The sequence below is a fragment of the Pseudosporangium ferrugineum genome (assembly GCF_003002065.1).
Taxonomy (GTDB): Bacteria; Actinomycetota; Actinomycetes; order Mycobacteriales; family Micromonosporaceae; genus Actinoplanes; species Actinoplanes ferrugineus_A.
The window spans coordinates 1-26,569 of the sequence record NZ_PVZG01000042.1; the positions used below are offsets into that span (position 1 = coordinate 1).

At 68.3% G+C, this 26,569-nt stretch carries 18 protein-coding genes and 1 pseudogene; 7 read left to right on the forward strand and 12 right to left on the reverse strand.

Going from position 1 to position 26,569, the window contains the following annotated elements:
• Positions 1 to 175: 175 nt before the first annotated feature.
• Both CLV70_RS37375 and CLV70_RS41595 read right to left on the reverse strand, forming a co-directional pair.
• Positions 176 to 1,360 (reverse strand): ISAs1 family transposase, encoded by a 1,185-nt coding sequence (locus tag CLV70_RS37375; protein ID WP_245908771.1) that lies wholly within the window; start codon positions 1,358 to 1,360, stop codon positions 176 to 178.
• 1,135 nt (positions 1,361 to 2,495) lie between these two features.
• Positions 2,496 to 3,647, reverse strand: a complete 1,152-nt coding sequence (locus CLV70_RS41595; RefSeq protein ID WP_245908773.1) for a transposase — start codon at positions 3,645 to 3,647, stop codon at positions 2,496 to 2,498.
• A 368-nt stretch (positions 3,648 to 4,015) separates the two neighbouring features.
• On the opposite strand from CLV70_RS41595, the gene CLV70_RS40020 reads away from it, so the two are divergent.
• Positions 4,016 to 4,168, forward strand: coding sequence for a hypothetical protein (locus tag CLV70_RS40020; RefSeq protein WP_158277928.1), 153 nt, complete (start codon positions 4,016 to 4,018; stop codon positions 4,166 to 4,168).
• Positions 4,169 to 4,848: 680 nt separating this feature from the next.
• On the opposite strand, the gene CLV70_RS37395 is transcribed toward CLV70_RS40020, so the two are convergent.
• Complete coding sequence (locus tag CLV70_RS37395; protein ID WP_106131355.1) at positions 4,849 to 6,135, reverse strand: hypothetical protein; 1,287 nt, start codon at positions 6,133 to 6,135, stop codon at positions 4,849 to 4,851.
• Between the two features lie 124 nt (positions 6,136 to 6,259).
• Here CLV70_RS37395 and CLV70_RS37400 point away from each other — a divergent pair, with 124 nt between their 5' ends.
• The gene (locus CLV70_RS37400; protein WP_106131356.1) at positions 6,260 to 6,553 is read left to right on the forward strand and encodes a transposase; all 294 of its coding nucleotides are present in this window, start codon (positions 6,260 to 6,262) and stop codon (positions 6,551 to 6,553) included.
• A 94-nt stretch (positions 6,554 to 6,647) separates the two neighbouring features.
• On the opposite strand, the gene CLV70_RS37405 is transcribed toward CLV70_RS37400, so the two are convergent.
• A complete protein-coding gene (locus CLV70_RS37405; RefSeq protein ID WP_106131357.1) occupies positions 6,648 to 7,919 on the reverse strand; it encodes a TIR-like protein FxsC in 1,272 nt (423 codons plus the stop codon).
• Positions 7,920 to 7,936: 17 nt separating this feature from the next.
• Here CLV70_RS37405 and CLV70_RS42185 point away from each other — a divergent pair.
• A pseudogene (locus CLV70_RS42185) lies at positions 7,937 to 8,218 on the forward strand (Scr1 family TA system antitoxin-like transcriptional regulator); the annotation flags it as partial.
• Positions 8,219 to 8,418: 200 nt separating this feature from the next.
• Here CLV70_RS42185 and CLV70_RS37410 read toward each other — a convergent pair.
• Positions 8,419 to 9,543, reverse strand: a complete 1,125-nt coding sequence (locus CLV70_RS37410; RefSeq protein ID WP_245908775.1) for a tyrosine-type recombinase/integrase — start codon at positions 9,541 to 9,543, stop codon at positions 8,419 to 8,421.
• A 161-nt stretch (positions 9,544 to 9,704) separates the two neighbouring features.
• Positions 9,705 to 11,627 carry a hypothetical protein gene (locus tag CLV70_RS37415; protein WP_106131359.1) on the reverse strand — a complete coding sequence of 641 codons (1,923 nt, stop codon included), beginning with the start codon at positions 11,625 to 11,627 and terminating at the stop codon, positions 9,705 to 9,707.
• A gap of 548 nt (positions 11,628 to 12,175) precedes the next feature.
• On the opposite strand from CLV70_RS37415, the gene CLV70_RS40025 reads away from it, so the two are divergent.
• Together CLV70_RS40025 and CLV70_RS37420 are read left to right on the forward strand one after the other, a co-directional pair.
• The gene (locus CLV70_RS40025; protein ID WP_158277929.1) at positions 12,176 to 12,841 is read left to right on the forward strand and encodes a nucleotide exchange factor GrpE; all 666 of its coding nucleotides are present in this window, start codon (positions 12,176 to 12,178) and stop codon (positions 12,839 to 12,841) included.
• 44 nt (positions 12,842 to 12,885) lie between these two features.
• Positions 12,886 to 15,021: a GmrSD restriction endonuclease domain-containing protein gene (locus CLV70_RS37420; RefSeq protein ID WP_158277930.1), complete on the forward strand. Its 2,136-nt coding sequence runs from the start codon at positions 12,886 to 12,888 to the stop codon at positions 15,019 to 15,021.
• 27 nt (positions 15,022 to 15,048) lie between these two features.
• Here CLV70_RS37420 and CLV70_RS37425 read toward each other — a convergent pair whose 3' ends face one another.
• The 4 genes from CLV70_RS37425 to CLV70_RS37440 form a co-directional block, all read right to left on the reverse strand.
• Complete coding sequence (locus tag CLV70_RS37425) at positions 15,049 to 16,107, reverse strand: DUF3644 domain-containing protein (protein ID WP_106131361.1); 1,059 nt, start codon at positions 16,105 to 16,107, stop codon at positions 15,049 to 15,051.
• Positions 16,074 to 16,469, reverse strand: a complete 396-nt coding sequence (locus CLV70_RS37430; RefSeq protein WP_106131362.1) for a hypothetical protein — start codon at positions 16,467 to 16,469, stop codon at positions 16,074 to 16,076. The genes CLV70_RS37425 and CLV70_RS37430 overlap by 34 nt, the downstream gene beginning before the upstream one ends.
• Positions 16,454 to 16,741: a DUF4238 domain-containing protein gene (locus tag CLV70_RS39450; RefSeq protein WP_158277931.1), complete on the reverse strand. Its 288-nt coding sequence runs from the start codon at positions 16,739 to 16,741 to the stop codon at positions 16,454 to 16,456. The genes CLV70_RS37430 and CLV70_RS39450 overlap by 16 nt, the downstream gene beginning before the upstream one ends.
• 302 nt (positions 16,742 to 17,043) lie before the next feature.
• Positions 17,044 to 18,447: a phosphorylase family protein gene (locus tag CLV70_RS37440; RefSeq protein ID WP_158277932.1), complete on the reverse strand. Its 1,404-nt coding sequence runs from the start codon at positions 18,445 to 18,447 to the stop codon at positions 17,044 to 17,046.
• A 126-nt stretch (positions 18,448 to 18,573) separates the two neighbouring features.
• Between CLV70_RS37440 and CLV70_RS37445 the strand changes: the two genes are divergently transcribed.
• The gene (locus CLV70_RS37445; RefSeq protein ID WP_146164326.1) at positions 18,574 to 19,743 is read left to right on the forward strand and encodes a hypothetical protein; all 1,170 of its coding nucleotides are present in this window, start codon (positions 18,574 to 18,576) and stop codon (positions 19,741 to 19,743) included.
• Here the strand turns inward: CLV70_RS37445 and CLV70_RS37450 are convergent.
• A complete protein-coding gene (locus tag CLV70_RS37450; protein ID WP_106131366.1) occupies positions 19,724 to 22,567 on the reverse strand; it encodes a CHAT domain-containing protein in 2,844 nt (947 codons plus the stop codon). The genes CLV70_RS37445 and CLV70_RS37450 overlap by 20 nt on opposite strands.
• A gap of 86 nt (positions 22,568 to 22,653) precedes the next feature.
• On the opposite strand from CLV70_RS37450, the gene CLV70_RS37455 reads away from it, so the two are divergent.
• On the forward strand, positions 22,654 to 24,840 hold the full coding sequence (locus tag CLV70_RS37455) for a CATRA conflict system CASPASE/TPR repeat-associated protein (protein ID WP_146164327.1): 2,187 nt from the start codon (positions 22,654 to 22,656) through the stop codon (positions 24,838 to 24,840).
• Between the two features lie 67 nt (positions 24,841 to 24,907).
• On the opposite strand, the gene CLV70_RS37460 is transcribed toward CLV70_RS37455, so the two are convergent.
• A complete protein-coding gene (locus tag CLV70_RS37460) occupies positions 24,908 to 26,383 on the reverse strand; it encodes a CHAT domain-containing protein (RefSeq protein WP_106131368.1) in 1,476 nt (491 codons plus the stop codon).
• Between the last annotated feature and the right edge of the window lie 186 nt (positions 26,384 to 26,569).

Here is a 26,569-nt window from a genome sequence, read left to right on the forward strand (position 1 = left end):
GCAACCCACGACCGTTCATCTGGACCAAGACCGCCGAGGAGATCCTCGAATCACTCGCACGATTTTGTAGGCGAATTTCCGGCGCAGCACACTAGCGCGGATCCGACGACACGGTGGCCCGACATTGTCGGGTCACCACATACCCAGGGCTTCGCAAGGTCGAAATATGACCGTTTCAGGCGAGTCCGAGGAGTCGTAGGGATCGGTACGGGTCTCGGCCGTTTCGGCGCAAGGCCGGCGCGATCGAGGCGACGCCGTCCAGGCGGAGAAGGCTGATCGCGGTGTTGCGCAGGGTCGCCAGTACTCGGGGTGCGTTGCCGGTCCGCAGCCGGCTGGCGTCCTCGCGGTAGGTGGTGTCCCGAACATGGTGAAGAACCTCGATGGCCCAGTGTCCGCGTAGCCAGTCGGCCAGCTCGTCGGGGCCGGCCTGGGCTGCGGTGAGATTGGTGATCGCGTACACCGTGACGGTGGACCAGCGGCCGGTGGCCGCGTTGTACCGGCGGCGCCGTATCCGCAGTGCCTGGTTCGCGTACGGAAAGTCCAACGCCAATGCTCCGAGGCAGGTGACGGCCTGCAATGCCCGGATATCGTGGCGGCCGTGCCCCCGGTCGCGGGTGGTGTCCAGTGCCGGAATCTTCGCCCAGGGCAGGGCCTTGACCTGCCGATACAACCGCGGCTGGTTGCGCTTGACGACGAACACGTAGCCGGCTTTCTTCTCCTCGGCCAGCCAGCGCGCATGCTCCCGCTGGGTGTGCAACGCGTCCGCCGTGATGATCGCCCCGGCCAGGTCCAGACCGTCCAGCAGCGGCACGAACCGGGTGATCTCGTTCGTCTTCCCATCGACGTCGATCTGTGCCAGCACGATCTGTTCGGCCTGGTCCAACGCGGCCAGCAGATGCACCTGGGAGCCGGCCGGGCCGCTACCGCGCAGTGTCTTGCCGTCGACCGCGATCACCCGCCGGCCCGCCCCGGCCAGACCCGCCCGGCCCAGCAGCCAGCTGCACACCACGGCGTCCTGGGCGTCGGCGTCGATACCGGTCAGCACCCGCGACACGGTGCTGTCGTCCGGCACCCGCCGAGCCCCGGTGAACGCGTCACGGGTCGCACCGAGCCGGTCCCACACCGCCTCCGGCAGGTCGGCGGCCCACTCGACGATCTCCACGACCCGGCTGGACCCCGAGACCACCGCCGCGATCGCCGTCGCGAGCAGCCCCGGCAGCGGATGGATCCGGCCGCGCGGGTCCCGCGGATCCGGAACCTGAGCAAGGGCCTGCAACAACCCCGGCGTGTCCTGTTCAGACAGCGGCGACACGCCGGACAGACGTGCGGACAGCCCGCCGATCAACGATGATGCTTCCACGAACGCGGTCCTTCTCGATCATCCAGTCTAGACACCTGAATGATCACCAGAAGGCCGCGTTCTTCTATGTACCCACCAGAAACGGCGTGACTACCCCACAGCCGACCATCCGGTCATATCTCGACCTTGCGAAGACCCTGACCGCATACCATGGCGGGACGCCGGAACAGCCCGATGAGTCAGTAGCCATCGAGCTGCTTCCCGCTGGCCAGGAGATGTAGATGCCTTTCGTCAAGCTGCTCAGCCAAGTCGCGATCGGGCCGGTGAAGGTCGTCTTGGTAGTTGCATCCTGTGCACTACTGGTTTGATGCAATAGCGTCTCGCCAGAGAGACAAGTCGCAATTGCGACCGGTTAGGCGGCCCAGCATTTGTAGTCGAATTACTGCTCCGTCTATTTCGTCAAGATCGCTGCAGCGCTCCGCGATTGCCTCGATGACTTCGTCATCCAGACGCAGATCCCGTGCTTCTGCGGCGTGACGAACAGATTCCACAGTGTCCATCGGCTCATCATGGCACGAGGCTCCCGCCAAGCCTAACCCGAGGCGCCTGTGCCGCGGACGATGTTACGGCCCGGCACGGCGGACGGAGGCCCGGCGGCATGCGCACTGTGCGTAATGCATCGAACATGGCGAGTCAACGGACGGAGACTGGGCGGGTGAGGACCGACAACTCTCGGCGCAGCAGGCCGCGATGGTGGCCAACGCGAAGCCGGCAGGCTGGCGTTGACCGGCCCGAACATGCTGTTGAAGGCTGGTCACCAAGAACGCCCTCGAGACCGTGTCGAACGAGGAGATGACCTCGCACACGAGGACACCAACACGTGCCGCCTCAGGTCGAGAAGAACCTGAGCTTTCCGTTTAATGTCGGTTTCGCCGTTTCGGGGTCTTGACCTGGGTTTTCTTGGTCGCGGGATGGCGGGTGGCGGGCGCGGATCGGGAGCCTTTCGGTCGTCCGGGGCCTGGTCGGGTGGGTTTCGGTGCCCTCGCAGGGCTGCCGATGGCTGGCAGTAGATGACCGAAACCTCGGCGGACCCGGCCGGGCGTGAGCCGGCCGGGTGGTTGCGGTTGCTGCCAGGGAAGCCGGTGGTCGGCGACCAGGTGCCTGGCCAGGCGTAGCTGGGTCAGGGCAATCACGGTCAGCCAGGTCCACCGGTCGGCCTGCTCGGGAGTGCGTAGCTTCGGCACAGTCCAGCCGAGGACCTGCTTGGCGAAGCGGAAGTGTGCTCGATGTCGAAGCGACGAAGGTAGCAGCGCCAGACCCGGGCCAGGTCCAGATCGGACTCGGTGGGGCCGTGCCACCACAGCCACACTGTCTTCGGTTCCCGGTCGCGGCGGCCGGGCAGCCGGGACACCCGTAGCCGGATCAGGGTGCCCTCGATGATCGACAGGGCGCCGCCCGGCTCGCGGTAGGTGCGCTGTTTCGGGTGCAGCCGGTGCCATGCGGACACCTGCACCCGGCCGTAGCGGTCGTCGGCGGCGAGCACGACGTCCGCGGCCGGCCAGGAGGCCGGATCGGCGCAGGAGACCTTGACGCCGTGCCGGCGCGGCGCCCCGGCCTGACCACCGGCGCGGGGTACCGGCCGGGCGTAGAAGACCCGGTCGTCGCGGACCCGCACCACGAGCTGCGCGCCGGCCCCGGCGAGCTCGACCGACAGCTGGACCGGGTCGTAGCCGCCGTCGAAGGCGAACAACGCCGGCTGCTCCAGCGGCCCGAGCCGGGCCAGCACCGCCCGGATCTGCCCGGCAGCCACCAGATTCATGTTGTCCGAGACCGCCAGCCGCCGGGCGTCCAGCACCGCCGTCCACGAATCATGATCGGCCGACAACCCGACCAGCCACGAGTAACCCCAGCCCGCCACGATCGGCTGACCCGCCGAGTGCCGGCCCGGATGGTGATAGAACCCCCGACCGGGCGAGCATTCGGCGTCACAGCGCGCCCACACCGACGCATCGACCGCGAAGTCCGGCCGCCACCCGACAGGCCGAACCCCGGCCAGCACGTCACGCAGCAAGTCCACGTCGATCCGCCCCGCGGACAACGCCGCGTACGCCGCGCCGTGCCCCCGCCGGGCGCCCGGCGCGAGGCTCAGATACGCCACCCCGGCCACCGTTACCGGTGCGCAGATCCCGTCGACCAGATCGAACAACGCGTCCGCCCGCCGATCGAAACAGTCATACACCTCACCCCGGAACCGGCGAAGTTCACCCTGGTCAACACCGCTGAGCTGCCCGACACTACGAACAACGGCCACCCGATCCTCCCCGAGAAGATTCGACTCTTTCCTCACAGAGTGATCAGGTGGCCGTCCCATGCCAGTCCCTCAAAAGAGCGACGGAAACCGGCTCAACCGTTAAACGCGAAGCTGAGGTCGGGTGCCTCAATTCGTCACACGGGGTATGGCCGGTCGACACTTATCCGGACCGGCTGGGGTGCGCCACTGAGCTGATCTCAGCGACGCAAAAGTGTTGATTGGCGCGACACGGGCGGAAGCGACGAGATCGGACAGTGCTGGAAAGGGACGTGGGACCCTCGGTAGGTAGTTCTCACCACAAGATCACCCACGCGGTGAGGACCCCACGTGATCGCATATCGTGCCACGGTCATTTTTCAGCGTCCGCTAGCAATCAGGCCCACCAACGCTTGCAGGCGCCGATCGTGCTGATCTGGGACAACCTGAACACCCACGTCAGCGGCCCGGCGCAGGACCTCATTCTCCTGTTCGAGGGGCTTGATCCGCTTACGGGCCTCGCGCAGCTCGGCGACCTCATCGCCCGTTTTCCGCGACGATGCGGTGACGACAAAGCTTGATGAGTAGTCGGCTGCTCCTCCGGCGCGGCCGACCCGGCCACGGAAGCCGGTCAGCTGACCTGACAAGTATGGCGCCACCCACACCCCGGTAAGGCGCGAGCTCGCGGCGAACTGCGCAGGTTCGCCCAGTGCCCCGGACCGAGCCGCCGACAGCTGACGACTGCCCGACATGACGAGGCCCGGACCAGGTGGTTCGGGCCTCGTAGTGTCGGGTGTGCGAATTGCGCATCCACGGCGCCGGCGGCGTCTCGCCACTGCTGCAGGATGTCCGGGGCAAGGCTACGGTCGGCGCCGGCCGCGTGCAGGGTGTGTCCGGTGCTAAGCCGCTCGCACACTTCCCGCAGCCATTGAGGGCCACGGGCCGGCCAGCCATGGGTCAGCGCTCAGGCGTAGACCACGGACGGGGTGAGCCGGTAGCCGGCGCGGTGCAGCGTCGTCAGCACGGCTTCCGCTCGTGGGGCTTCTCGAACGGCGTGTCGGACGAGTTCAACAAAGCTCGCGCAGCCGCCGCACAGGCAGCGGCCACCGAGCGAATTCGACCTCAAGGCAGCGTTCACGGCTGCCGAATCGTGGGCGGCGACCCACGCCGAGCACTGCTCGTCAAAGCTGACGACGAGGACGATGACTGATCAGCGTGGTCAGTGCGCCAGCGTTCGCCTCGGCCCCGGGTGAGTGTTCAATCAGCGCAGCGAGCTTTGCGGTACGGCGATGCCACCCACTTCCAGGAGGAGAAGTCGTCGTGCTGCCGCGGCGAGGCCGAAGAGCTCGGTCTGGAAGGCGCGCTCGGTGCTTTCGCTGAAGCCGGAGGAGTGCGGCCATGCCCCGAAAGTCGGCTCGAGGCCGTGCAGGATGCCATCGTGTGCCGTGCGGGATCGCCAGTTATAGAACCGCCGCCCCAGCTGCTCAGCTTCGTCCGCCGGGATCACTCGGGCGAGAGCTTGGCGGAAACGCTCACCGCTGCCGCTGACCACACGGCAGTGTTTGCAGCGAGGCGGCTTCTTAATCGCTCGATTACCAAGCGCCTCAATTGTGGTCACGAACGCCAGGCAAGCGTGCGAGGGATGGTTCGCCATCATGAGCATGCCCTCGTGGTGGTTGAGGAGCGCATGAGTCAGTCGGACGTCTCCGACGATCGTCTCCCACCGCGCATTAATCCACGGTGGCACCTCCACCTCGTGCACCTGGACCTCGTCGGCGGGCAGAATCATGTCCTCGCGTTCCCACGGTGAGGCGGCGGGGAGTTCGATGTCCTCGGGACGTGTCGGCTCGAACGCTCCTGCGGCGGTGTGGCGTATAAGTGGGTGCACACCGACGCGCTGAATCCAAGCCGTCCCGGAGCTGATGGACAGCAGCGCGCACAGCAGCCGCACCCTCCGGGCAGCATCACTCGTTGCGACATGCCAGGTGTAGCCGATCGACTCTCCGGTTGCCTTAACCAGGCCGCTGTGCTGAGGCCGGCCCGAGAACAGATTGAACTTGTCGGGAACGTTTTCGAAAAACAGCCCTGGCTCAGGATCAAGCCGCAGGCCGCCGGCGGTGGCAGCGGCCGCCAGCCGGACCGCGGCACCCATACCGGAGTGCGGGTCCGGGCCGATGATCGTCCACCACGCGAAGGTGGTGACCGTACCGATCTGGTCAACGGCGTGTGTCACCGCGTCCCACCAGACTTCGACGTCCGCCTCGGCCGGCTCGCCTTGGCTCAGGATTGCGCAGAGCGGCCCGCCGCCGCGCGTGAAGAGAACCCACAGAGCGGTCAGCACCTCTTCACCGGTGACCCGGTAGATATAGCCGCCGGGGAGAGCCTGATGGGCGGCCATTGAGTAGCCGGTCGAGCCGACCGTCTCGCCGAGTCGGCGGAAAACGAACTCGATCCACTCGTCGCCGTTCTCACGCAGCTCTACATCCAGCGGTGCGCCGTCATTGAGCAGCGTCAGGCAGGAGAAATCTGCTGGCAAAGGGAAGATCATCCGTTCACGATCCCATCCGGTCCCGAGCAAGGCGAGCTATTAAGGCTGTTGAGAAGTAGTGAAGTGACCCCTTGAGACCGGACACCTCCGAACTTGGCATCCTTGCCGAGGAGGAGGAACTGCGTTGGCTCGACAGAGCAAGCACCCGGAGGAGTTCCGGCGCCAGGCAGCGGCGCTGGTGCTCGATTCCGGCCGTAGCATCCGTGACGTAGCGCGTGAGCTGGGCGTCAATCATGAGACGTTGCGCAACTGGGTCGACAAGCTGCGCCAGGAACGCGCTGGTGGGCAGCGCGGTGATCTGAGTGCCGATGAGCGCGCTGAGCTGGTCCGGCTGCGTCGGCAGGTCGCCCAGCTTGAGCTGGAGAAGGAGATCCTGAAGAAGGCCGCGGTCTTCTTCGCACGCGAGACGGAGCGGTGAACCGCGCGCACATGTATGAGTTCATCGCCGCGGAGAAGACCACCTACCCGGTCCGTCTGCTGTGCCGGCTGCTCGGCGTCGGACACAGCGCCTTCTATGCCTGGCTGCGCACCGGCCCGCAGCGCGCCGCCGAGCGAGACCGCGACGACCAGGCACACGCCTCGGCCTGCCCCCAGCTGTCGTACGCCTGGAGCATCAGCTGGAACAACACCGGTGGCCAGTCCTCGTGGTGGCGGTCGAACCGTTGCAGGTCGACGGTGCACACGGGCTGATCGACCAGGTACTGGCGGAGCACGTTGAGCAGGCTCGTCTTCCCCACCTTGCGCAGCCCGGTGATCAGCACGTGCTCGTCGCGCCGCAGGGCGCTGCCCACGGTGTTCAGCATCGCGTCGCGGCCGAACAGGAAGCGGTGGTCGGTCAGCGCGTTCTTGGTGTCGAACAGGTTGTCCCGGTTGCCGTACCGGCGTTCGAGGTCGCGCAGGTAGCTTCCACCGTTGCGGTCGGCGAGCGAGGCCCGCAGGGCGCGCAGCGGCACGGTGACGACCGACCGGCCGTCGAGCCGCACCCGATCGAGTGCCCCCTCGACCAGGCTCAGGTCGCCGGTGTGGACGAAGTAGGCGACCCGGTCCCGGGTGAGGTGGTCGGCGAACTGCCGCACCTCGTCCGGGACCGGGGTCGGTGTGGTCGAGACCCACACCGGGCCGGGGACCAGCAGGTTGGGCAGACGCCCCTCCTCCAGGGGCCGGCCGGCCGCGGCGAAGGCCGCCCGGACCACGGACCGTGGGTCGTGTTCACCCACCGGTGCGGCGATGACCGGCCGTTCGTGGAAGGCGCTCACCACCTCATCGAACGCCGTCGGCCGGGCGGCGGGTACCGGGAAGCGTTCCGCGGCGTGCACGATGTGCCCGGCGAGGTCCGACAGGAAAGTCAGGTAATCGTCCCGGTGCCGACTCAGGCGCAGCAGTTGCCGCAGGCCGATGCCCGTCTCCGGCCCCTGCTGCCGGGTCTGGAACCGCCGGACGACGGATGGCTGGTCGCGCATCGGTACCCACTGGATCGGGATGAGCGCCTCAGTGGCGTCGGCCCGCAGCCGCGACCTGAACACCGCCCATTCCCGGCCGCAGGGTTCGCTCAGGAAATAGCGGGGAGAGCACAGCGCGACGAAGGTCTGCGCGCTGCTTAGCGCCTGGCCCAATTGATCCGACCAGGCCTCGCCGAGCCGAAGCGATACCTGGTCGACGAAGCCCACCTCGTCGTCGGCACGCAGTCCCGCGTAGACGCGGACCTCCGTCGACAGATCGCGGAAGAACTGCATGGCGTAGACGTCGTCGTCCCCGCGAGCGTAGCTGAGAAAGAAGTAGAGCACCGCGCTCCCGTCCTACCGTGGCGACTGGCTGTCCCCATCGGACCGCTGTCACTCCGCGCGGTCAAGCGGGCGAACACCTCGAACCGGCGGGCGGTTCGGTCGGCGGGATCCAGGGACCACGCGGATCGCGCAGTAATCGGACGCCTCAACTTTCTCCTGCGCCGAAAGCGCTGCTGTGGGCTGTCATGGACGAGGCCACACTGACCAACCAGACAGCCGGCAGTGCGGTGATGCGAGAGCAGATCGACTTCCTGATCGAGATGGCCGAGCAAGACCAGGCCTCCATCCAGTTCTGCCAGTCAAGAAGAGCGCGATATCTGCCGCCGCCAACTCGTTCTCCACCCTGCGGCGGAGGCTCCACAACCTCGAAGATGTCTCCATCAAACCCGGGGCGGAACATACAGTGGAGCGGAGGGGGCCGCCGCAGTGCTCAGGGCTGGAGCCGACGGCAGGCTAAAGGCGGCTTTAGCTGGCGCGGTTCTCCACGGATCTGCTTACGTCAGGACAAAGCTCGTGGCGCCGCCAGCCCAGTTCCGCGGCGGCCTTGGTGGGATTTGGATCCTGTCATCAGCTCAGCGATCCGGTCCGTGGCCTGCAGGCGCCTGGCCGCGCTGACTCGGGTGTAGTAGCGCATGAGGGTGGCCGGATCGTGGCCGAGGCGCTCAGCGACTTCGTGGACGCCGTAGCCGGCGTCCAGCAGCGTCGATGCGATCAGGTGCCGAATCTGGTGCGGGCCGATCGGCCGCACGTTCGCCGCCGAGGCCAGCTGGTTGAACCGGTCCGTGAGGTTGTCCGGGCGGATCGGCTGACCCCACCGGCCGGCGAACACATACCGCGACGCAGGCCCCGCTGCGAGCGGCCCGAGCAATTCGAGTGTCCCTGGATCGAGGACCAGCGTTCGTACACCGTTGTGCGACTTCGGCGGCTTCACCCGAACCCGGCTTCCGGGATCTTCGACTACCAACTGTCGCCGCACGGTCAGGGTGCCTTGCAGCGGCTCGAGATCACCGCAGCGTAGACCGCACAGTTCACCGCGCCGTAGCCCCGTCACCAGCAGCAGCCGCCACAACGGATACAGACGATCATCCGCGACGTGGTCTCCGAAACGCCGCGCCTCATCGAGCGACCACACCGGTCGCTCCTTGTCGCTCTCACGCGGATTAGGCGCACCCAAGGTCCGGCCGACCTGCTCCTCGAACGCCTTTGCCAACACCAGATTCAGCGTCCGCAGGGTGGTACGGGAGTAACCGCAGCCTTCCAACTCCCGATAGGCACGCTCGACCATCCGGGCACTGAGCCGCTCGGCGCGCACGCCACCCACGTACGGGTAGATCAGGCTGAACAGCCACCGGTAGCCGTACACCGTGTTCGGCTCAAGCTCCTGCTCTCGGGACAGCACCCAGCCCTCACAAACGGTCTGCACACTGTCACTCAGTCGTGGCTTCGGGTGCTGCGCGTCCCGCTGCCGGCATAGCCGGCCGTACTCAGTTTTCGCCGCCTTCGCCGTGGTGAAGCCGGACCGCCGGGCCTGCATCCGAATCCCTTCGTGGTCCCGGCCCATCTCCAGCCGGAACCCGAACAGCCCTGTCACCGGGTCTTGAACAATCGCCTCGGTATCGGACACGGCCCGCACCTCCGCTCCCGTCATGGTTCCCAGACAAGAGGAACCTTCACCTTGCCCAACGAGCCGATCAAGGATCGGCAACCCACGGGCGCGCCGATGTCACTCGATCAGGAGACGACCAGAACCGCAGTGACCGGACTGCTCTGTCGACGATGCAAGCGTCAGTCTTCGGTGAAAACTTCGCCGGCCCGGCCGACAGTCTCGGATGCATGCAAGATTGCGGCGGCCGCATAGGCAGCCGCCGGGACGACCCGGTGCACGGGCCACTCCGGCGGTAGACACCCGTGCGCGGAGATGGCACTGATCACTTCCTGCGCGTCAGCAGCCTGTCCCGTGCCGTTGCCGATGGCGTCTACAGGGGCGCCGTGCTGCTGAGCGACTTGCAGGGCGTCTTGTACCCAGGTTGTGGCTCTGGTGAGTGCGGCGGGTTCCAGCCGAGGGTCGTCTCCGGTCAATCCAGGTAGCTCTGCGATCAGGCCTGCCGCCGCGAGGGGCGATACTTGCGCGGCCAAGCCGAGCATGGCGGCGCGGATCGCGGCGTCGTCGTTGTCTCTGTGCAAGACCGTTGCCGAATGCATGGACGGCTCGATCAGCAAGTAGTAGGTGATCGAGCGCGGTGTTGACGCCGGGGTTCCATCCGTGGAGCGCGAGCCGGAATCGGCTGTCCGTACCGCCGCCCCAAGGACGGTGAGCAGGAACCGGATGCGTTTAGCCATACCGGGGCCGTCGGCGAGGACCTCTTCGAGTGCCAGGTGCATGTCGTTGTAGGCGTCTGCGTCTTCGTCGGGGTCGTCCCGTTCGGTTTCCGCCAGAGCCGCGGCGTAAGTGTCGATGCCGGGGTGTAGGCGGGCAAGGATCCGCTGTTGCGCCAGCGCTGTCTTCAGGGATTCATGGCCCGCCATCACCATGGTGGCGTTGAAGACTTGGTGGAAGGCGGTGACATCGTTGGCGGCATCCGTGATAAGGGTTCCGGCAGCTCGGCTTTCGAGCAGGTCAGGATGGCGGATCGCCAGCCATGAAAGGAGATGCGCCGCGCTAGCGGAATACACCTCCGCGGCGTCGTCTTGCGCGGCTGTCTCGTTGTCTTCCTCTTCTTGCTCGGCGTAAAGGGAGACAACCTCGTCGTCGCCGAGCTGGTCCAGAACTTGCCACGGCCCGCTGAGGGAGGCGAGCGGTGCGCACAACGTGGCTGCTGCCCGAAGCCCGGCCCACAGCAGGGTCTTCAGCTGGCGGTTGCTGCGCGCCTCGGGCTCTTCGGGTCCTTCATCGTCGGCGAGACGGTTCCATTGAAGGTCGTGAGTCTCCATGAAGTCCTCGACGAGAACGTGCCCGCGCATCGCGTCGTCGGTGAACCCGTCGTCGTCGGCTTCATCCTCGTTGCCGGTTTCGCGTGCCCGCTGGAGCAAGTCACCTGCCAGCGCAAGATCGCCGGAGCCGTGGACGAGCAGCTTGGCCTGCGAGCCGTGCCGGCTCTCGAACCGAGCCGCACGGATGAGCAGAATGCCTACCGCATGAGACAGCACGTTTCCCCATGGGTGCTCAACCGATCCGGCGACGATGTCGTCAGCGGGGTCGCCGTACGGATGCTCTGCGGGGTGCCAGATGGCCCGAACGGCGACGGCCAGCAGGTACTGCCCTGACAGCTCCTTCACCTGCTCGTCAAGCAGCTCCGACAACGGCCAGCGTGGCCGCGGGTCAGATTCGTCGTCGGCTATCGGGGGCAGCCAGTTGTCCTCGTCATAGGGCTCGTCGAGTCGAGAGATCTCAAGCCCGCTCGGGGTGAATTCCAGAAGAGCCGGGCTCCAGGTGGTGAGGTGCCGCGCCAGAGAGGCGACGACGATTGATGCCTGCATGAAGTCATCGCAGTCCAACACCACCAGGACGATCGCGCCGCCCAGATACCCCAGGATTCGATGATCGAGGACCTCCCCGCCGGGGGACTCGTCATCGCTCAGTTCATCATCGGACTCGTCGTCGTGGACGGAGACCAGCGGTGCGTCCCACCCGTTCTTGACAGCATCGGCAACGGCGTCGATCAGCGTGGAGACGGCGCCGTCGTCGGCTTCAGGGCCGGAAATGGTCACTCGGCACAGGTACGGCAAGACCGCGCTCCCTGCTAGCGATAGCGGCGTTGGACGACAGCGGCGGAGCCGACGTCGATCCACGACGCTACCCGGTTCAGCTGGCCGACGGCTGCACCCGCGGCACGGCGTTATAGCGGCTGGCTTCCGATCAGGGAAACCAGCAATTCGCCCCGCGGTTGCCGGACCAGTCCTTGGTCATCGTTGGAGCCCCCGGTGCGGCGGTGCAGTAGCTTCCGGACCGAGCAGCAGCAGAGCTGGTGTGAGCTCACGTTCGGATGACAAGCTCTTGGTCTGTTGTCGCGAGTTTCGGCGTGCCTGCCGGCTCGTTCCGCGGCGTGGACGCGCTCCTTACAGAAAACCCGCGCGGATGGCGTCGGCCAATGCCTGCTTCAAGGTGAGGGAACCCACCCTGAGGTATCCCCCGCGCTCATAGCAGGAGGTCAAACTAACGGATACGGAGAGCTGCTGTCGAACAACTGACAGCGACGGTCTTCGATCTGGGCACGTAGCATGCGAGTACATGCAGCTCGGGCCTGGGGCGGTACGTTTTGGACGCAGATACCCTCGTCAAGCAGTTCGCGAAGGATCCAGAGTCGGTCTTCCTAGACGTGATCCGGACCTCGCCTGGGCCGATCCGCACGCAATCGATCAAGGCGCAGGTGATCGAAGCGGGCGTCAAGAAGGCAGACGTCGACCGCCGCTGGACACCCTTTCAGCGCGGGCTCAGGTGGCATCCGCAGATCACCTCCGTGAACGGCACGTACAGGTGGTCAGCCGACCCGGAGTCCGCCCGGATCTCACTCGACGTGCTGGCCGGTCATTTGCTCAAGAAGTTGCCGCCATGGGTTGCCCAACCGCTCGTGCAGAACGTGGCCGTCGGGCTCGAGGCCGACGAGGCGACCGCCCCCGGATCGCCGAGTCCTGAGTTCGAGGCGGCTCGACTGGTTGCCAATCTCGCCGTGGCTGTTGAGGTTCTGCAGTCTCGTGGCGACACAATCGCTGAGGTTGCAAAGCTCCTCACGGATGAGACGCGGCGCAAGCGGCTATGGCCGCTCGGACAGCCCGGCGAGACGCTCCCGTTCGACCCGGATTCGCACGACGCCGAGGCTCAAGCACCCCACCCGGGGACTGTCGTTCGGATCGTCCGCTCCGGCTACATCTGGCGTGGCGGCGGCGAGCCGATTGTGGCCGCCAAAGCGATCGTGGCCCTTTAGGCGGCGGCGTCATGGCCAGGAACCGCGGTGCCAAGAAGCTGGTCTTGGCGCATGAGCAGTCCGTCGACGCGTTGTTCGGCACGGAGTCGTTCGCTCTCGACTACTACCAGCGCGAGTACGTCTGGGAGGAGCCGCAGGTCGCGCGGCTGATGAACGACCTCTCCCGAAAGTTTCTCGATCAGTGGACCGATAATCACTCACTGGCCGACGTGAAAAAGTACGATCCGTATTTCCTCGGTCCGTACATCATCTGTACCGCGGACGGAAGGACCGCTCTCGTCGACGGCCAGCAACGCATCATCACGCTTTTGCTGCTACTGATCTACCTGCATCGACAAGCGGCGGCGACACCTAAAGCGAGCAACAAGGCTGGCAAACTTTCCACCTTGATCATGTCCGAACGGTTCGGCCGGCGGACGTTCCGCGTGGACGTTGACGAGTACGATGCCTGCTTCAACGCTCTGCTGAATGACCGCGGCTTCGATATCGCCAGCGCGCGGCCTCCCGCTCGGCGCATCTGGCAGGCGTACCAGTACATCGACCTCCACTACCCGGCACAGTTGCGCGGCGATGTCCTAGTCATGTTCATCGACTGGCTGCTCTTCCGGGTCTCCCTAGTCGTGATGGACGCGGGAGACCGCGACCGCGCAGAAGAGATGTTTCAGTCGATCAACGACTGCGGCGTGCGGCTATCGCCGATGGATCACCTCAAGCGGTTCCTGCTCAGCGATACGGATGGAGATCCGCGCGAGCTGGAGGGCTCGTGGACCACAATGGTGTCGGCTCTGGAGGATGTCGAGAAAGGCGCCGCGTTCGCCTACCTGCGGACCGTCTTCCGGGCGAGGTTCCCCGAGGCCGCGCGTAAGCCGGGACCAAGCCTGAACGACGCGACACACGAGTGGGTACGGGCGCACGAGGGCGAAATCTGGCCCAACCGCAAGAACGGTGACCGGTCCCGGTTACTCACCGAAGTGCTGTACCCCTTCCACGCCACCTTCGTCACATTGTTACGCGCACGATCCAAGATCAACCCAAATCTTCGGGCCGTGCGATACAACACGTTCAACGGCATCGCCGAGCAATTCGGCCTCACCCTTGCGGCTCTGCGGCCCGGCGACTCGGAAACGGACCGCGAACTGAAGGCCGGCTTGGTAGCCAGCTTTCTCGATCTTTTCTACGTTACACAGACGCTCGGCGACGAACCTGCCGAGCAGAAGCACATCGACGAACTCGTGTCCACGGTCATGCCTGCCGTGCGGCTGTCAGAGTCTGTTCAGGAACTCAGCCGCGCGCTCGGGGAACACGCCGCCGACTGGCCAGTCCGGCTCGAGCTCATCCCGGAACTGCGCTATGATACCAAGCGGAGATTCGTGCACTACGTGCTGACCCGCCTGACCGCGTGGGTGGAAATGGGCGCGACCAACGGCGAGGCGGATCCCACCGACCGCTTCCTCATGCGTCGGGACCGTGACCGCGACTTCGAGATCGAACATCTGTTCACCAGCACGGCATCGAAATACGCACACAAAATTCCGGACGCCCGCTACTACGGTTTCCTCCGCAACCGGATAGGCGCGCTCCTACTCCTGGACGGCTTGGACAACGGAAGCTACGGCGGGATGCTCCTGGAGGACAAGCTCGCGTTGTACCGCAAAGACACGCGACTGGCCGGGATGCTCAACCCGGACTTCCTCCGGCGAGGCAACATCCGGCTCCGGAAGTTCCTCACCGACGAAGGCCTGTCCGGCATGGTCGCAACCTATGAAGCGAGCACCGAGCTGGAACCGTTCATCGATGCACGCGGACGATTCTACCGCGAAATCGCCAAGAAGATCTGGAGCCTGGCCGCCCTCGGGCTGGCCCCGCCCCCTGCGCCTGGCCCGGTGGCGCCCGCAAAGCGCACCCGATACGGAGTCCAACTGCAAGATCTGGTCAAGGCAGGCTTCCTGACCGCCGGAGACCGGCTCATCGGCCGCAGGCGCGGCGAGTTCCACTACGCCCGCGTACGCCCCGACGGGCACATCGAGACCGCCTCCGGTCGTGTCGCCGGCGCACCCACCAAGGCGATGGAGTACGCGGTCGGCATGGGCAGCAACGGATGGGCCTTCTGGGAGGTCGAAGAGACCAAGGAGAAGCTCGACACGATCCGGCAGCGCTACCTAGACCAATTCGGGAGGTAGAACGTCATGGCCGTGCTCACTGCCAGCTCACAAGCTTTTTGGCGGCCAGCCAATTACTTCTTGAAATTTGACCGGGTCCGATAACTCACTCACAATGAAGTCAACATAGGCTTGCGAGTACAGATAGTCGTCATGGGGCTCGTCGTACCGGCAATACATTTCAGTTGTTTTGTTTCGCTGCCTGCCAACGGCCGTCTTATCTGGGCGAACTTTATAGTGCCGCCAAGCGCGGGGGAACTCTGCGGATGGACTAAACCTAAACGTTAGTCCGGCTTGTATTGCGGCTGAAGCAGCAGACGGCTTCAGCCATCCGACATTTGCGACGTCGCGGTCCTTGTCCCGCAGGATTACTCGACCCACGCGCTCTAGCTGCTTATAGGCATCTAGCTCGTCACTAGTCAAGTCGTCCTCGCGCACAAATGACACCGCAAGGTCGGCTTCAGTTTTCGGTGAACGCTTCTGTACGATCTCAATCCGCATCTCGAATGCCTGATCGTTCAGAACACCGTCATCGAGGCGGGCCCTGTAATCGATGAAAAAATCGCGTAGACGCTTAGGCAGGAGCAATTGGCTGCTTGCCATCGCGGCAGCACCTTCGCGAGAGAAAGTGCTTAGCGCAACAGGTATGTGTACGCGGTCCGCGATCGAGTAGGCGTTCCCGAAGGTGCTTACTAGCTCGGCCTCATAGTTCATTATGAGCGATTGCGCGAAGCCCGAGGCCGCCACCATCAGGCCACGCTCGAAACGATGCTCGATTTTGTTGCGCAGTTGAACCGTCAGTTCGAGGTTTTGGCGTACTGGCTCTTTGACGGAGGGCCATCGGACCTCGACGCACTTTTGAAGCTCCCAGCTCTTCTTTTCGCCATCAACCCTGACATACCGTCCGGTCTTCGGATCTTTGTAGTGATAAGAGATCTTTTGCTTGTCGAAGCTGGCATGAAGAAGGTAAAGCCATGCAACGTGCATGTGGACGAGAAAGCCCTCCAGCGGCCGCAACGACGTAGGGCTGTTGTAGATCTCAATGGCGGTCAGCGCCTCGGCTTGCGCTGCGGTCAATGTGTGATGCCAGCGAGGTCGCGGTGCCATGGTAGAAGGATATATTCCAGCCCCACTCTGACGCTCGTAGTTTCGGCCCAGGGATACTGACTTCCGCCCGTCTCTATCCCGCGAAGGCGGCTGCCTACCCCTCCGGCTCCCTGCGGCTGTCTGCTCACTAGTCCGTCCGTTGATCGATTATGCCGCGTAAAGGCGTCCGCGAGCGCCCTGATGACAGCGCTGATGCCACGGTCGTCGCCGAAGAAGTAGTCAACCATGGTGTGGAACGCCAGGAACGACGCGAGGGTGGCCAAGTCCTCGGCCGACAGCGAGCTCGGACCGTGGAATGGGCTCAAAATCTTGTCGAAGACCGCCGAAGCAGGGCCTTCGACAAGCGTCAGGGCGTCCTCCATGCTGGAGTCATATTCGCCGTCTTTGCCACGAAGGTGTAAAAGTCGGTGATGCCGAGGTCGATCTTTCGGATGCTCGCGTCTCCGGTTTCCCGGTCACGGACGAGGATCTGGCCTTTCGGGTTCGCGAAGTTCTTCAGGTAGAGCCTGGGCACCGTGTGGTGCACGCTACCGAGTTTGCCTGCGCGGTCGACGCTTGCAGACCATCGTTCAGCTGCTTCCTGCGCCTCCGCAGGGCTCGGGTACCAGGCGTGTTTCACGTCGATCCTCAGCAAAGCACTCTTCCAGTGCCGATCTATTACACCAGCACGGATCGAGCTGCCGCCCAGAGTTTCGGTGGGGGTGAGGCCTTTGACCTGGGCGACCAGAAAGAGGCTACGGCGGATCCGCTGGCAACCGCTGTACAACGCAACCCGCTTGGACCCGTCTTTTGCGCTGCTAGGCTACTCGGTTGGCGCTCGCCTTGCCTGGCGCGTTCGCTAAACTCGCCCGAGCGATCTGTCCTCGCCGGCTAGCCAGACCGAATGCGTCTCCCAATCGAACAACGCAACAGCGCCTCCACACTGACCTTAAGGCATCACGCCGGGCGGTCGTTGTGAACCAGCTGGGGATGGCCGGCCATGGTCGTGGTCAGCGCCCGCCACTCTTCGGTGTTGAAGCCCAGTAGCCGGATCTCGTCCAGGCGCGTACGCGGATGGTCGGCCAGGAACGACACGGCCGTGTCGACCATGGTGACGACGGTCGCCGACAGGTCACCGCTGCCGGACCCGATGCCGAGCAGCGGCATGAGGATCACGCGGAGCGTCGGGTCGGCGGTGGCCAGCCGGTCGGCCTCGGCCAGCACGTTCGCCACGCAGGCGGCGATGTTGCGGACCTGGCGGAAGCCGGCGCCGGGCTCGCCGACGACCGAGGCGACGTGGATGATGCGGCGGACGCCGTGGCTGCCGGCCAGCTCGCCGGCGCCGGTGGTGACGACCGTGCCGGGCGCGACCGGCGACCGGCGGCCGACTCGGCGGCGCAACTCGTCGGCGATCAGATCGTCGACCACCTTGCCGGACGGGCTCCGGCGGGCGCCCCAGTACCGGATGATGGCCGAGATCGTGAAGTCGGTGGTCCGGGACATCTCCATGTCGGTGTTCTCGCTGTTGACCCAGATGTCGGCGCCGCGGGTGCGATAGAGGGCGCCGGGCACCGCCGTGAGGAACCGGCCCGTGCCGGCCAGCGCGAACCGCTGCGCCGACGCGCGGGACGGCTCACGCGGGTCGCTCTCCTCGGCCGGCACCGCGCGATAGTTCAGCACCTCGGTCACGAACTGGGCCGCGGCCAGGGCCGCCCGATCCTGCCAGGCGTCGTCCTTGCGCCGGTCGGCGAAATCGCTGACCCCCTTGACCAGCAAAAACCCGGTGCCGTTGCGGTGGGCGGCGGTGGCCACGCCGAGCCCTTCCATCTCGGCGCCGACCGTCGTCGGCCAGTTGCGGCGGAGCTCGGCGAAGACGGCCTCGTCGGCGAGGACCTTCTCGCCGGCCAGGACGTTGCCGAAGTGGACCTGCGGCCCCTCCTGCGGCCGGGTCGCGGCGGCGACCGCCCGCGCGGCGGCCAGCAGCGCGAAGGACGACCGGTGCACGTCGGGCCGGCGGTGCAGGCCCTGACCGTCGTGCCGGCCGGGCTCGTACCCGACGATCGTCTCGGCGACCAGCACATCGCCCAGCCGGATCTCCTTGGTGCCGACTCCGGCCGCTATCCCGATCAGGACCAGGTCGGCCGGGTGCCACCGGTCGATCGCCTGCTGGGCGCCGGCGGCCGAGCCGGAGTTGCCGACCGCGGCGAGCGAGATCGCCGCCACCCGCCGGCCCGCGACCGAGGCCAGCACGACCCCGCCCTCGTCCCGCGCCGCCGGGTCGACCTGCCGGAGGACGTCGAGCACCGCGCGGTGCTCAACCGCCAAGGCCGACAGCAGTACCACGTCGACACGCCGCTGCATGGCATCCATCCCGATCGCTAGGCCCGACGCGGGGAGACACGCACCAAGGATATCCACCCGTAGCTGGGCGATCACTCAGAAGTATCCCCGGGCTCGCGGGCCGGGAGCGGCGTTCATCATGGAGCGGTGGAGACCACACCCGTGTTGACCGCGTTGTGCCCGGAGGCCGGAACGCCCGCACAGGCCGCTGCCCTGGCCGCACAGCTCGGCGATGAACCGCTGGGCGCCCGCCTGGCCGCCGCCTATCTCGCCCGGGTGCGCGGCACCTTCACCGGCTATCGGACCGTGTTGCTGCTGCCGCCGGCTCCACAGTTGGACACCGCGATCGAGCTGGCCCTGGAGCGGCTGGACGACGAGGGACTGGGGCAGGCCCGTACGCTGCTGCGCCTGCTCGCCGTCCTGCCGGGCGCGCCGGTGCCGTACCCGGAATTGCTGGATCTGGAGCTGCTGGCGGACTCGGAGCTGTTTCCCCGTCTGACCGGACCGCATCTGGCGGCGCTCCTCGACGGCCTGGCCGGGCTGGCCCTGGTCGAGATGGCGACGGCCGGCACGCTGACGATGGATCCCGCGGTTCGCGAGTTCGCCGACCGGGATGGGCGGGACTCGGGTCAGCGGCCGGCCCACGTCGCGCAGCTGGGAGACCTCATCGTCGCCGCGCCGCCGCGTGTGGTGGCCGCGGTCGCCGCCCACTTCCTCGGGCTCGTGGTCGAGGATCGCGTCGACGACGAGGACACCGCCGAGGTGGACCGGATCGCCAACACGTGTCTGCACGTGGGCGATGCTCTGGCCGAGGACGAACGGTTCGGGGAGGCGCGCGCGGTGGGGACGGCCGTGGTGGCTGTCGCGCGGCGGGTGCTCGGCCCCGCCCATCGCCGTACGCTGCTCGCCCTCACCTTCCTCGCCGGGTGGACCGGCCACGACGGCGACCCGGCCGGCGCCCACGCGCTGCTCACCGAGGTCACGGCAACCTACCGGCCGGTGGCCGACCCGATCGATCCGGATGCCCTCGTCGCCTTCGCCAACCGGGCGTACTGGGCAGCGCGGGCCGGCGACGCGGTGGCCGCCCGCGACGCGTACTCGGAACTGGTGCCCTTGCGGACCCGTCAGGCCGGCCCCGACGACCGCGATGTCCTGTTCGACCGTGGCGAGCTCGCGCACTGGACCGGCATGGCCGGGGACGCGGCCGCCGCACACGCGCAGTTCTCCGCCCTGCTCCCCGAGTTCGAGCGGACCTGGGGCGCGGACGCGGAAGACGTCGTGGCCATGCGGGAGGCGATCACGCGGTGGGAAACGTGACCTCGTAGTCCGCGCCGACGTGCACGTACGCCGCCCAGCACGAGGGCCGCCGCGGATAGCGCTCCCGGAGGGCCCGGGTGGCCGCGTTCACCGCCTGAGCGGGCCGCCCGCCAGGCAGCCCGGCATAGATGAGCCGCGCCGCGCGAACCGCGACGGCGTCCGGCACAGGCCAGGAGGTGGCGACGACGTCGGCGAATCCGGCCAGCCGCAGCGCGGCCGCGATGTGGATGTTCTCGTCCGGCAGACGCAGGCCACCCTGGACCGTCGAGCAGGCGGAGAGATAGGCCGGCGTACGCGTCCTGCGGATGCCCGCCTGGGCCCGGAGGAGATCGCGAATCCGCAGCGGACCGTCGTGCAGCGCGAGGTAGCTCTCGGACGGCCGGGCCGGGTCGGCCGTCGCATGGCCGGCAAAGTGCGCCCAGCCGGTGTCGGCCAGCAGGTCACCGACCCGGGCCGCGCTCGCGTCCGCTCCGGTCACCAGGTCGGCGGCCGGACCGAGGTATCGGTGTACGTCATGCGCCTCGCGCAAGGTGGCCGGCAGGTGCGACCGGCGGGCGTCGGCCGGGGCGATCACGGTGGCCGCCGTCGGCGCCGGGGGCTTGCCGGGCGCGGTCAGGCTGCGGATGGTCGGGAGGTACGAGCTCACGACGCGGTGCGGGACCGAACGCGTCGTCCCGTCGCCGGGACCGTGGTGGCCGGCGGCATGGATCGGCAGGAAGGACAGCGCGCCGGTCGGCATCCACCAGACCCGGTCCGGGGCGCCGACCTGGTCGAGTCGATCGAGGACGGGTCCGGTGACCGTGTCCCACAGCCAGGCCAGCAGCTCGGTCAGGCCGGCATCGGTGGGGCGGAGCGCCGTGGCCGCGTACCGCCGGATGTCATCGTTGGTGAGGGCGGGCAGCGGGACGTGGTGGGTCGCGGTCGCGGTCACCAGCAACGCGTCGCACCGGTGGGCGGCCACGTTGACGACCACGACCGTGCCCCGGGCGAGCCCGGCCCGCAGGTCGCCGATGCGGGGTGGACGGAGGAAGTGCTCGAGGCCCGGGGTGCGGTGGATCTCGGCGAGGACGGCGTCGCGTTCCTGGACCGCGCGATGCCGGTCCCAGACCACGGATTGCCCGGAACGGTGCGAGGCCTCGACGAGGTCGTGGGCCGCGCCGAGCCGGTCCGCGAGGTCGGCCGCATTGGCGCGAACCTCGTCGGTGCCGGCCGATCTGGTCAGCGCCTGGGCGTACAGCACGCCGCGGCCCTGCTCCAGAATCTCGACCGCGCCGTCCGGGTCGTCCAGCTCGATCGCGCACGCGGCCGCGGTCGTGGCCAGCGCCGGGAACTGCGTCAGCAGACGTTCCTGGTCGTCGCGCCCGAGCCCGGCCCAGGCGACGAGGTCGAGCAGCTCCACCGCCCGGCCCAGGGCCTCCCGCGCGGCCCGCCACCGGGCCTGACCCGCGTGCAGTTGGCCGAGGCTCTGCGCGGCCATCGCGCGTGACAGCGCCGGCGCCACCTCGGTGCCGAGCAGCGTCGCGTACGCCTCGGCGGCCTCCGCCAGATCGTCGCGGCCACCTCGCAGTTCCCGCGCCTGACCGAGGTTGAGCAGCGTGTTCGCCAGGACCGGATCGTCCGGCCCGATGCCGGTCGTCGTCTCGGTGAGGACGGCGATGGCCTCGTCCGGTGGCGGGGCGCCGGGGCCGAGGCCGGCGGCCGACAGCAGCACCGCGCCCAGGTTCACCCGATGCTCCCGATGCTCCGGCCGGTCCGGCGCAACCAGCTCGGCGGCCGCCCGGAGCAGGTCAGCGGCGCGCGCCAACAGCTCGGACGCCCCGACGGCGACGCCCTTGCGGTGCAACGCGTTGGCCAGCCCGGCCAGCCGGGCCGCCCGCTCCGGATCGTCCATCGCGGTGGCGGCGGCCACCTCCTCGAGCTCCCGCACCGCCTCGTCGAGGGCGCCGGTGTCGGCCACGGTCTCGAACCGGACCCGGAGTGCGCCGGCACGGTTCGCCCGGTACGCGGCCCGGTCGGGGTGTTCGGCCGGGAGCAGCCGGATCGCCTCGGCCCAGTCGCGGATCGCCTGATCGAGTGCGTCGAGGTCACCCGTACCGGTGAAGGTGGCGCGACCGGCGATGGCGAGCTGGTTGAGGTAGATCGGGCGGTCCGGGTGGCCGGGTGGCACCGCGCGCAGGCTACGGCGCAGCCGCCGGGCCGGCTCGGCCACCGAGGTCCGGTCGCCGGCGACGGTGGCGCGGTCGAGGAGCGCGCGGACGAGCGCCGAGGCGCAGCCGGGCACGGCGTCGTCGCCGGCCGGCACGAGAGCGCAGGCGGCCCGGGCTGCCTCGACGGCCGCGTCGAGGTGCTCCCGGTCGCCGGTGAGTTCCCAGGCCGCCATCAGAACACTGCTGGTGTTGCTCAGGACCCGCGCACCGGCCGAGGGGCGGCGCCGGGCGGCGGCGCCGGCCGTGTTCAGGGCAATGAGCGCCTCCGGCAGCAGGGTGAGGTCTCCGGTGCGCTCCAGCTGGCGCCACAGTCCGAGCCCGAGGTTGGCGTGCACGGCAAGGCGGCCGGGCCGGGAGGCCGCGGCCGACCGCAGAAGCGGCAACGCCTCGTCCAGGGCAGCCGGCCGGCCGACGCGCTCGCTCTCCCGGACGAGACAGAGGCCGAGGTTGGTACGCCATACCGGCGCCCGCTTGTGGTCGCCGTGGGCCAGCGCCGCGCGGTACGCCTCCTGGGCGGCCAGCAGTGGACGTGGATCTCCGGTCTGGTCGAACAGCCGGTAGAGCGCGTCACCCAAGTCGCCGGCCCGTTCGGGCGGGACAGTGTCGAAGTCGGTCATCGCGTCCCATCCTTCGCCGCCGATGACTCCCCCGGACGTGGTCGTCAAGGCTACCCGTGGCCCGGCGGCAGCTACAGTGCGATTCCATGGATCCCGCCACCCCGGACAGCGGAGTGAAGCAGCAGGCGCTCGAAGCGCTGACCGACCTGCTCGGCTGGCGGCTGAACGCCGACGAGTGGCAGGCCGTGGCCCCCGTGCTGGAGAACCTGGACGCGGCCGTCCGCGACGGTGGCGACGAGGCCCTGGCCGCCCAGACCGCGGAGCTGGAGGCGCTCAGCCCGTACCGGATCGTGCCGATCGAGCTCGACTATCCGGCTCCGGCCTCGGTCCGGCTGCGCGCCAACTCGCTCATCCACACCCTCACCGGTGAACGTCCGGCCGCCCCGGCCCCCTACCCCACACGCGGGAACCTGTCGGCCGACGCGACCGGCGTCCGGCAGGAGCTGGTGGTGCACGCGTTCGCGCCGATGGACGGCCCCTGGGCCGAGCCCGCCTACCAGCAGATCCGTCGCCTGTGGAACCGGGCGGCACAGGCGCTGGCCGCCACCGGCGCGCTCGGCGAGCCCGAGCTACCGGCCGACGGCCTGCGGCTGCCGGCCGGCCCGCTGCTGGCCGGCCGGCAACGCCCCGACCAGGCCGCCCAGATGGTGCTGCGGCGGGAACACGACGCCCTCGTCCTCTCGATCGGCTGGCGGGCCATGCCGGACAACGCGACCGGGTGGGACGAATGGGAGCGGCAGTGGGAGCGGATCGCCCAGGACGACACCGGCGAGCTGTTGGGCGTGGCCCGGCTGCGCCTCGGTTTCGCCCCGCCCGACGGCGTGGGCGGTCTCCTCACCGGTGAGCTGTGGGAGTCCGGCGGCACGGCACTCGCCACCGCCGGCACCCTCTGGGAACTTCCGCCCTACGACGCCCACGACCGGCTGCAGCGTTCCCTGCTCGCCGTCGCGCCGGACGAGCAGGAGGCCGCGCTCAGCGCGCTCGTCTGGTCGGACCGCAGCCCGGCCATGCCCCCGCTGGCCCGGTACCTGCTGGACGCGGCCAAGGTCCGCTACGAACTGCGGGTGCGGCAGGCCGAGGACGCCGCCCTGCGCCGGGCCACGACCACCGGCGCCGAAGGTGAGCTGGTCATCCTGACGTCCCTCCTGGACGATCTCCGGCTCACCGTCGGCATCGCCCGGTCCAACATGGCTCGGGTGCTCCGTACGATCGGTGTCGATGCCGACGCCCCGGCCGGGGTGTTCGCGGACGACCTCGGTACCGCCGACTGGTTCGACGAAACCCTCGCCGACCAGCTGCACTATCTCGGCAACGCCCGGGAGCGGGCGCGGCACCGCGGCCCGCACGCCGAAGCCGTCACTACGCCCACGGTCGGCATCATCACCGCGATGCCCGAGGAGTACGCGGCGATGGCGGTCATGCTCGACGAGGCGGAAGAGAAGCAGGTCGACAGCGACTACGCCCCTTATTTCGTCGGCACCGTTCCCAGCACCGACGCCGACCGGCCGCACCGGGTGGTCCTGACGAAGCTCGGCGCGACCGCCAACAACGACGCCGCGGCGCAGGTCGCCCACCTCGTACGGAGCTTCCCCGACGTCAGCCGGGTGCTGATGGTCGGAATCGCCGCCGGTGTGCCGTCGCCGGGCCGTCCCGCCGAGCATGTCCGCCTCGGCGACATCGTGGTCGCGACCTGGGGCATCGCCGACTACGACCACATCGTCGACCGCCCCGACGGCGACTCACCGCGGATGGCACCACCCCGGCCGTCGTATCAGCTCGTCAGTCAGGCGGGCATGCTCGCGGCCAACGAACTCCTGTACAACCACCGGCCATGGGAGGACGAGCTGGACCGGCTCATCGCCCTACTTCCCGCTTATGCACGCCCCGACGAGGCCACCGACGTCCTGTACACCTCCGACGAGCCCGACGCCGAGCCACGCCCGCATCCGGCCCCGGAGCTGTCGGGGCGCCGGCCCGGCCGCCCCACGGTCCACCACGGCAGGATCGGCTCAGCGAACCGATCGCTGCGCAACGCCGAGACCCGGGACCGCCTCGCCGCGAAATACATGCTGCGGGCGATCGAGATGGAGGGCGCCGGCGTCGCCTGGTCGTCGTTCGCCTCGTCCCGCGGGTGGATGATCGTGCGCGGCGTCAGCGACTACGGCGACAGGCGGATGGCCACCAACTGGCGCAAGTACGCGTCGGCGGTGGCCGCCGCCTATACGCGCGCGCTGCTGGGCCGATGCCCACCGATCGCCCCGTTCCGGGCGTGACCTCCAGCGATCTCGAGATCATCCGTTGCCGGTGACCCTGCCCGGCGCCGGTTCGGGCGGCCACGGATCATGCTCCGGAATGCACGTACGCGGCCCACAGCGCCGGCCGGTCCGGGTAGCGCTTGCGCAGTGCGTGGACCGCGTCGTGCAGGGCGCGCGGCACCGCGTCGGCCGAGTCGGCCCGCACACTCCGGTAGACATGGTCGCTGACCCGCCGGGCGAGACCGTCCGGCACCGGCCACAGCGTGCCGATCACGTGCCGGTAGCCGGCCAGCTGGAACGCGGACGCCAGATGGATCGACTCGTCGGCGAGCGCGCTGCCGGCGTTGGCCGTCGTGCAAGCGGACAGGTATGCGAGATCACCGGTCAGCCGCAGGCCGGTGATGTCACCGACGGTCAGCGGGCGGACGTGCCGGTCGATGAGTTCCAGGGTGCCCTCGGACGGATGCCGCGGGTCGGCGACCGCCGCGTGGCAGGCGAAGTGGACGCGACGGTGCCGCGGCAACGCAGCCAGCACGTCGTCGCGCCCGGCACGTTCCCCGCGCAGCACCGTCACGGCATCACCGAACAGCCGCTCCAGCTGTGCGGTCTCGGAGCGGGCGCCCGGCAGCGGCGGCCGGCCCGGCATCCGCGGCACCGGGACGACCAGGAGCGACGACTCGTCCACGGGCGGGGACGCCCGCCGGGCGTGGGCCAACGCCCGCAGGGTCGGCGTGTACGACGACACGACCCGGTCGAGCACCGATCGGCCCGGCTGGTCGTGATGGCCGGCGGCGTGCAGCGGGAGCAGGCCCAGCGCACCGGCGGCCGACCACCAGACCCGGGGCGTCCCGTGCTTCGGATCGGTCGGGGGCAGATGCTCGAGCACCGGCTCGGCGATCACGTCCCACAGGCGGCCGAGCAGCGTACGGGCGGTGGCGTGGCCCGGATCGGTGGCGGAGCGTCGAGCACCGCCCAAGACCCGGTAGAAGTCGCGGGCCCACTGCTCGGCGTGAAAGGCGTCGAGGCCCTCGAGCTCGACCGGGCGGACCTCGTCGCCGGTCACGATGAACGCCCAGCCGCCGAGCGAGCCGGCCGCGACGAGCACCACCGGACCCGTACCGGCCATGCCGGTCAGCGCGTCGGAACCCGGCACGGCGAGGAAGCTTTCGAAGCCTGGCCGTCCGCGAATGTCCTCGATGGTGCGTCTCAGATCGTCGTACTGGGCCCGGCGCAAAGTGACCCGCCGCGCCGCGCTCACCGGGCCGCCCTGCGCGGCCGAGTGCGGCACCTCCGGCATCTCGAGCGCCTGGCGCAGGTCGATGTACCGGGCGGCCAGCTCCGGATACCGTCTGGTCAGGTCGGTGAGGTCGGTACGGGCGTCGAGCAGAGTGGCCAGCAACATCGCCCGGCCGGTCTCCAACAGTGCCGCCGCGTCCGCGGTCCGGCCGGATTCCGCGGCGCAGACGGCCGCGTCCGACGCGATCCCGGCGAACTGGCCCAGCAGCGACTCCTGGCTGTTGCGGTCCAGGTCGAGCGTCGCAGTGGCGGCGAGCTGCTCCACCGCGAACGACAGCCCGTCGAGTCCGGCCCCGTTGTCGCCGGCCGCGGCGGCCAGCCGGCCCCACGCGGCGGCGGCGCGGACCCGCAGCGCGCTAGACGAGTAGTTCCGATATCCCGGTCAGTGGTCGTAGGCGATCAGTGACCGGGTGACGGGTGCGCCGGTCTTGTTGTTGTGCCAGATCGCTGC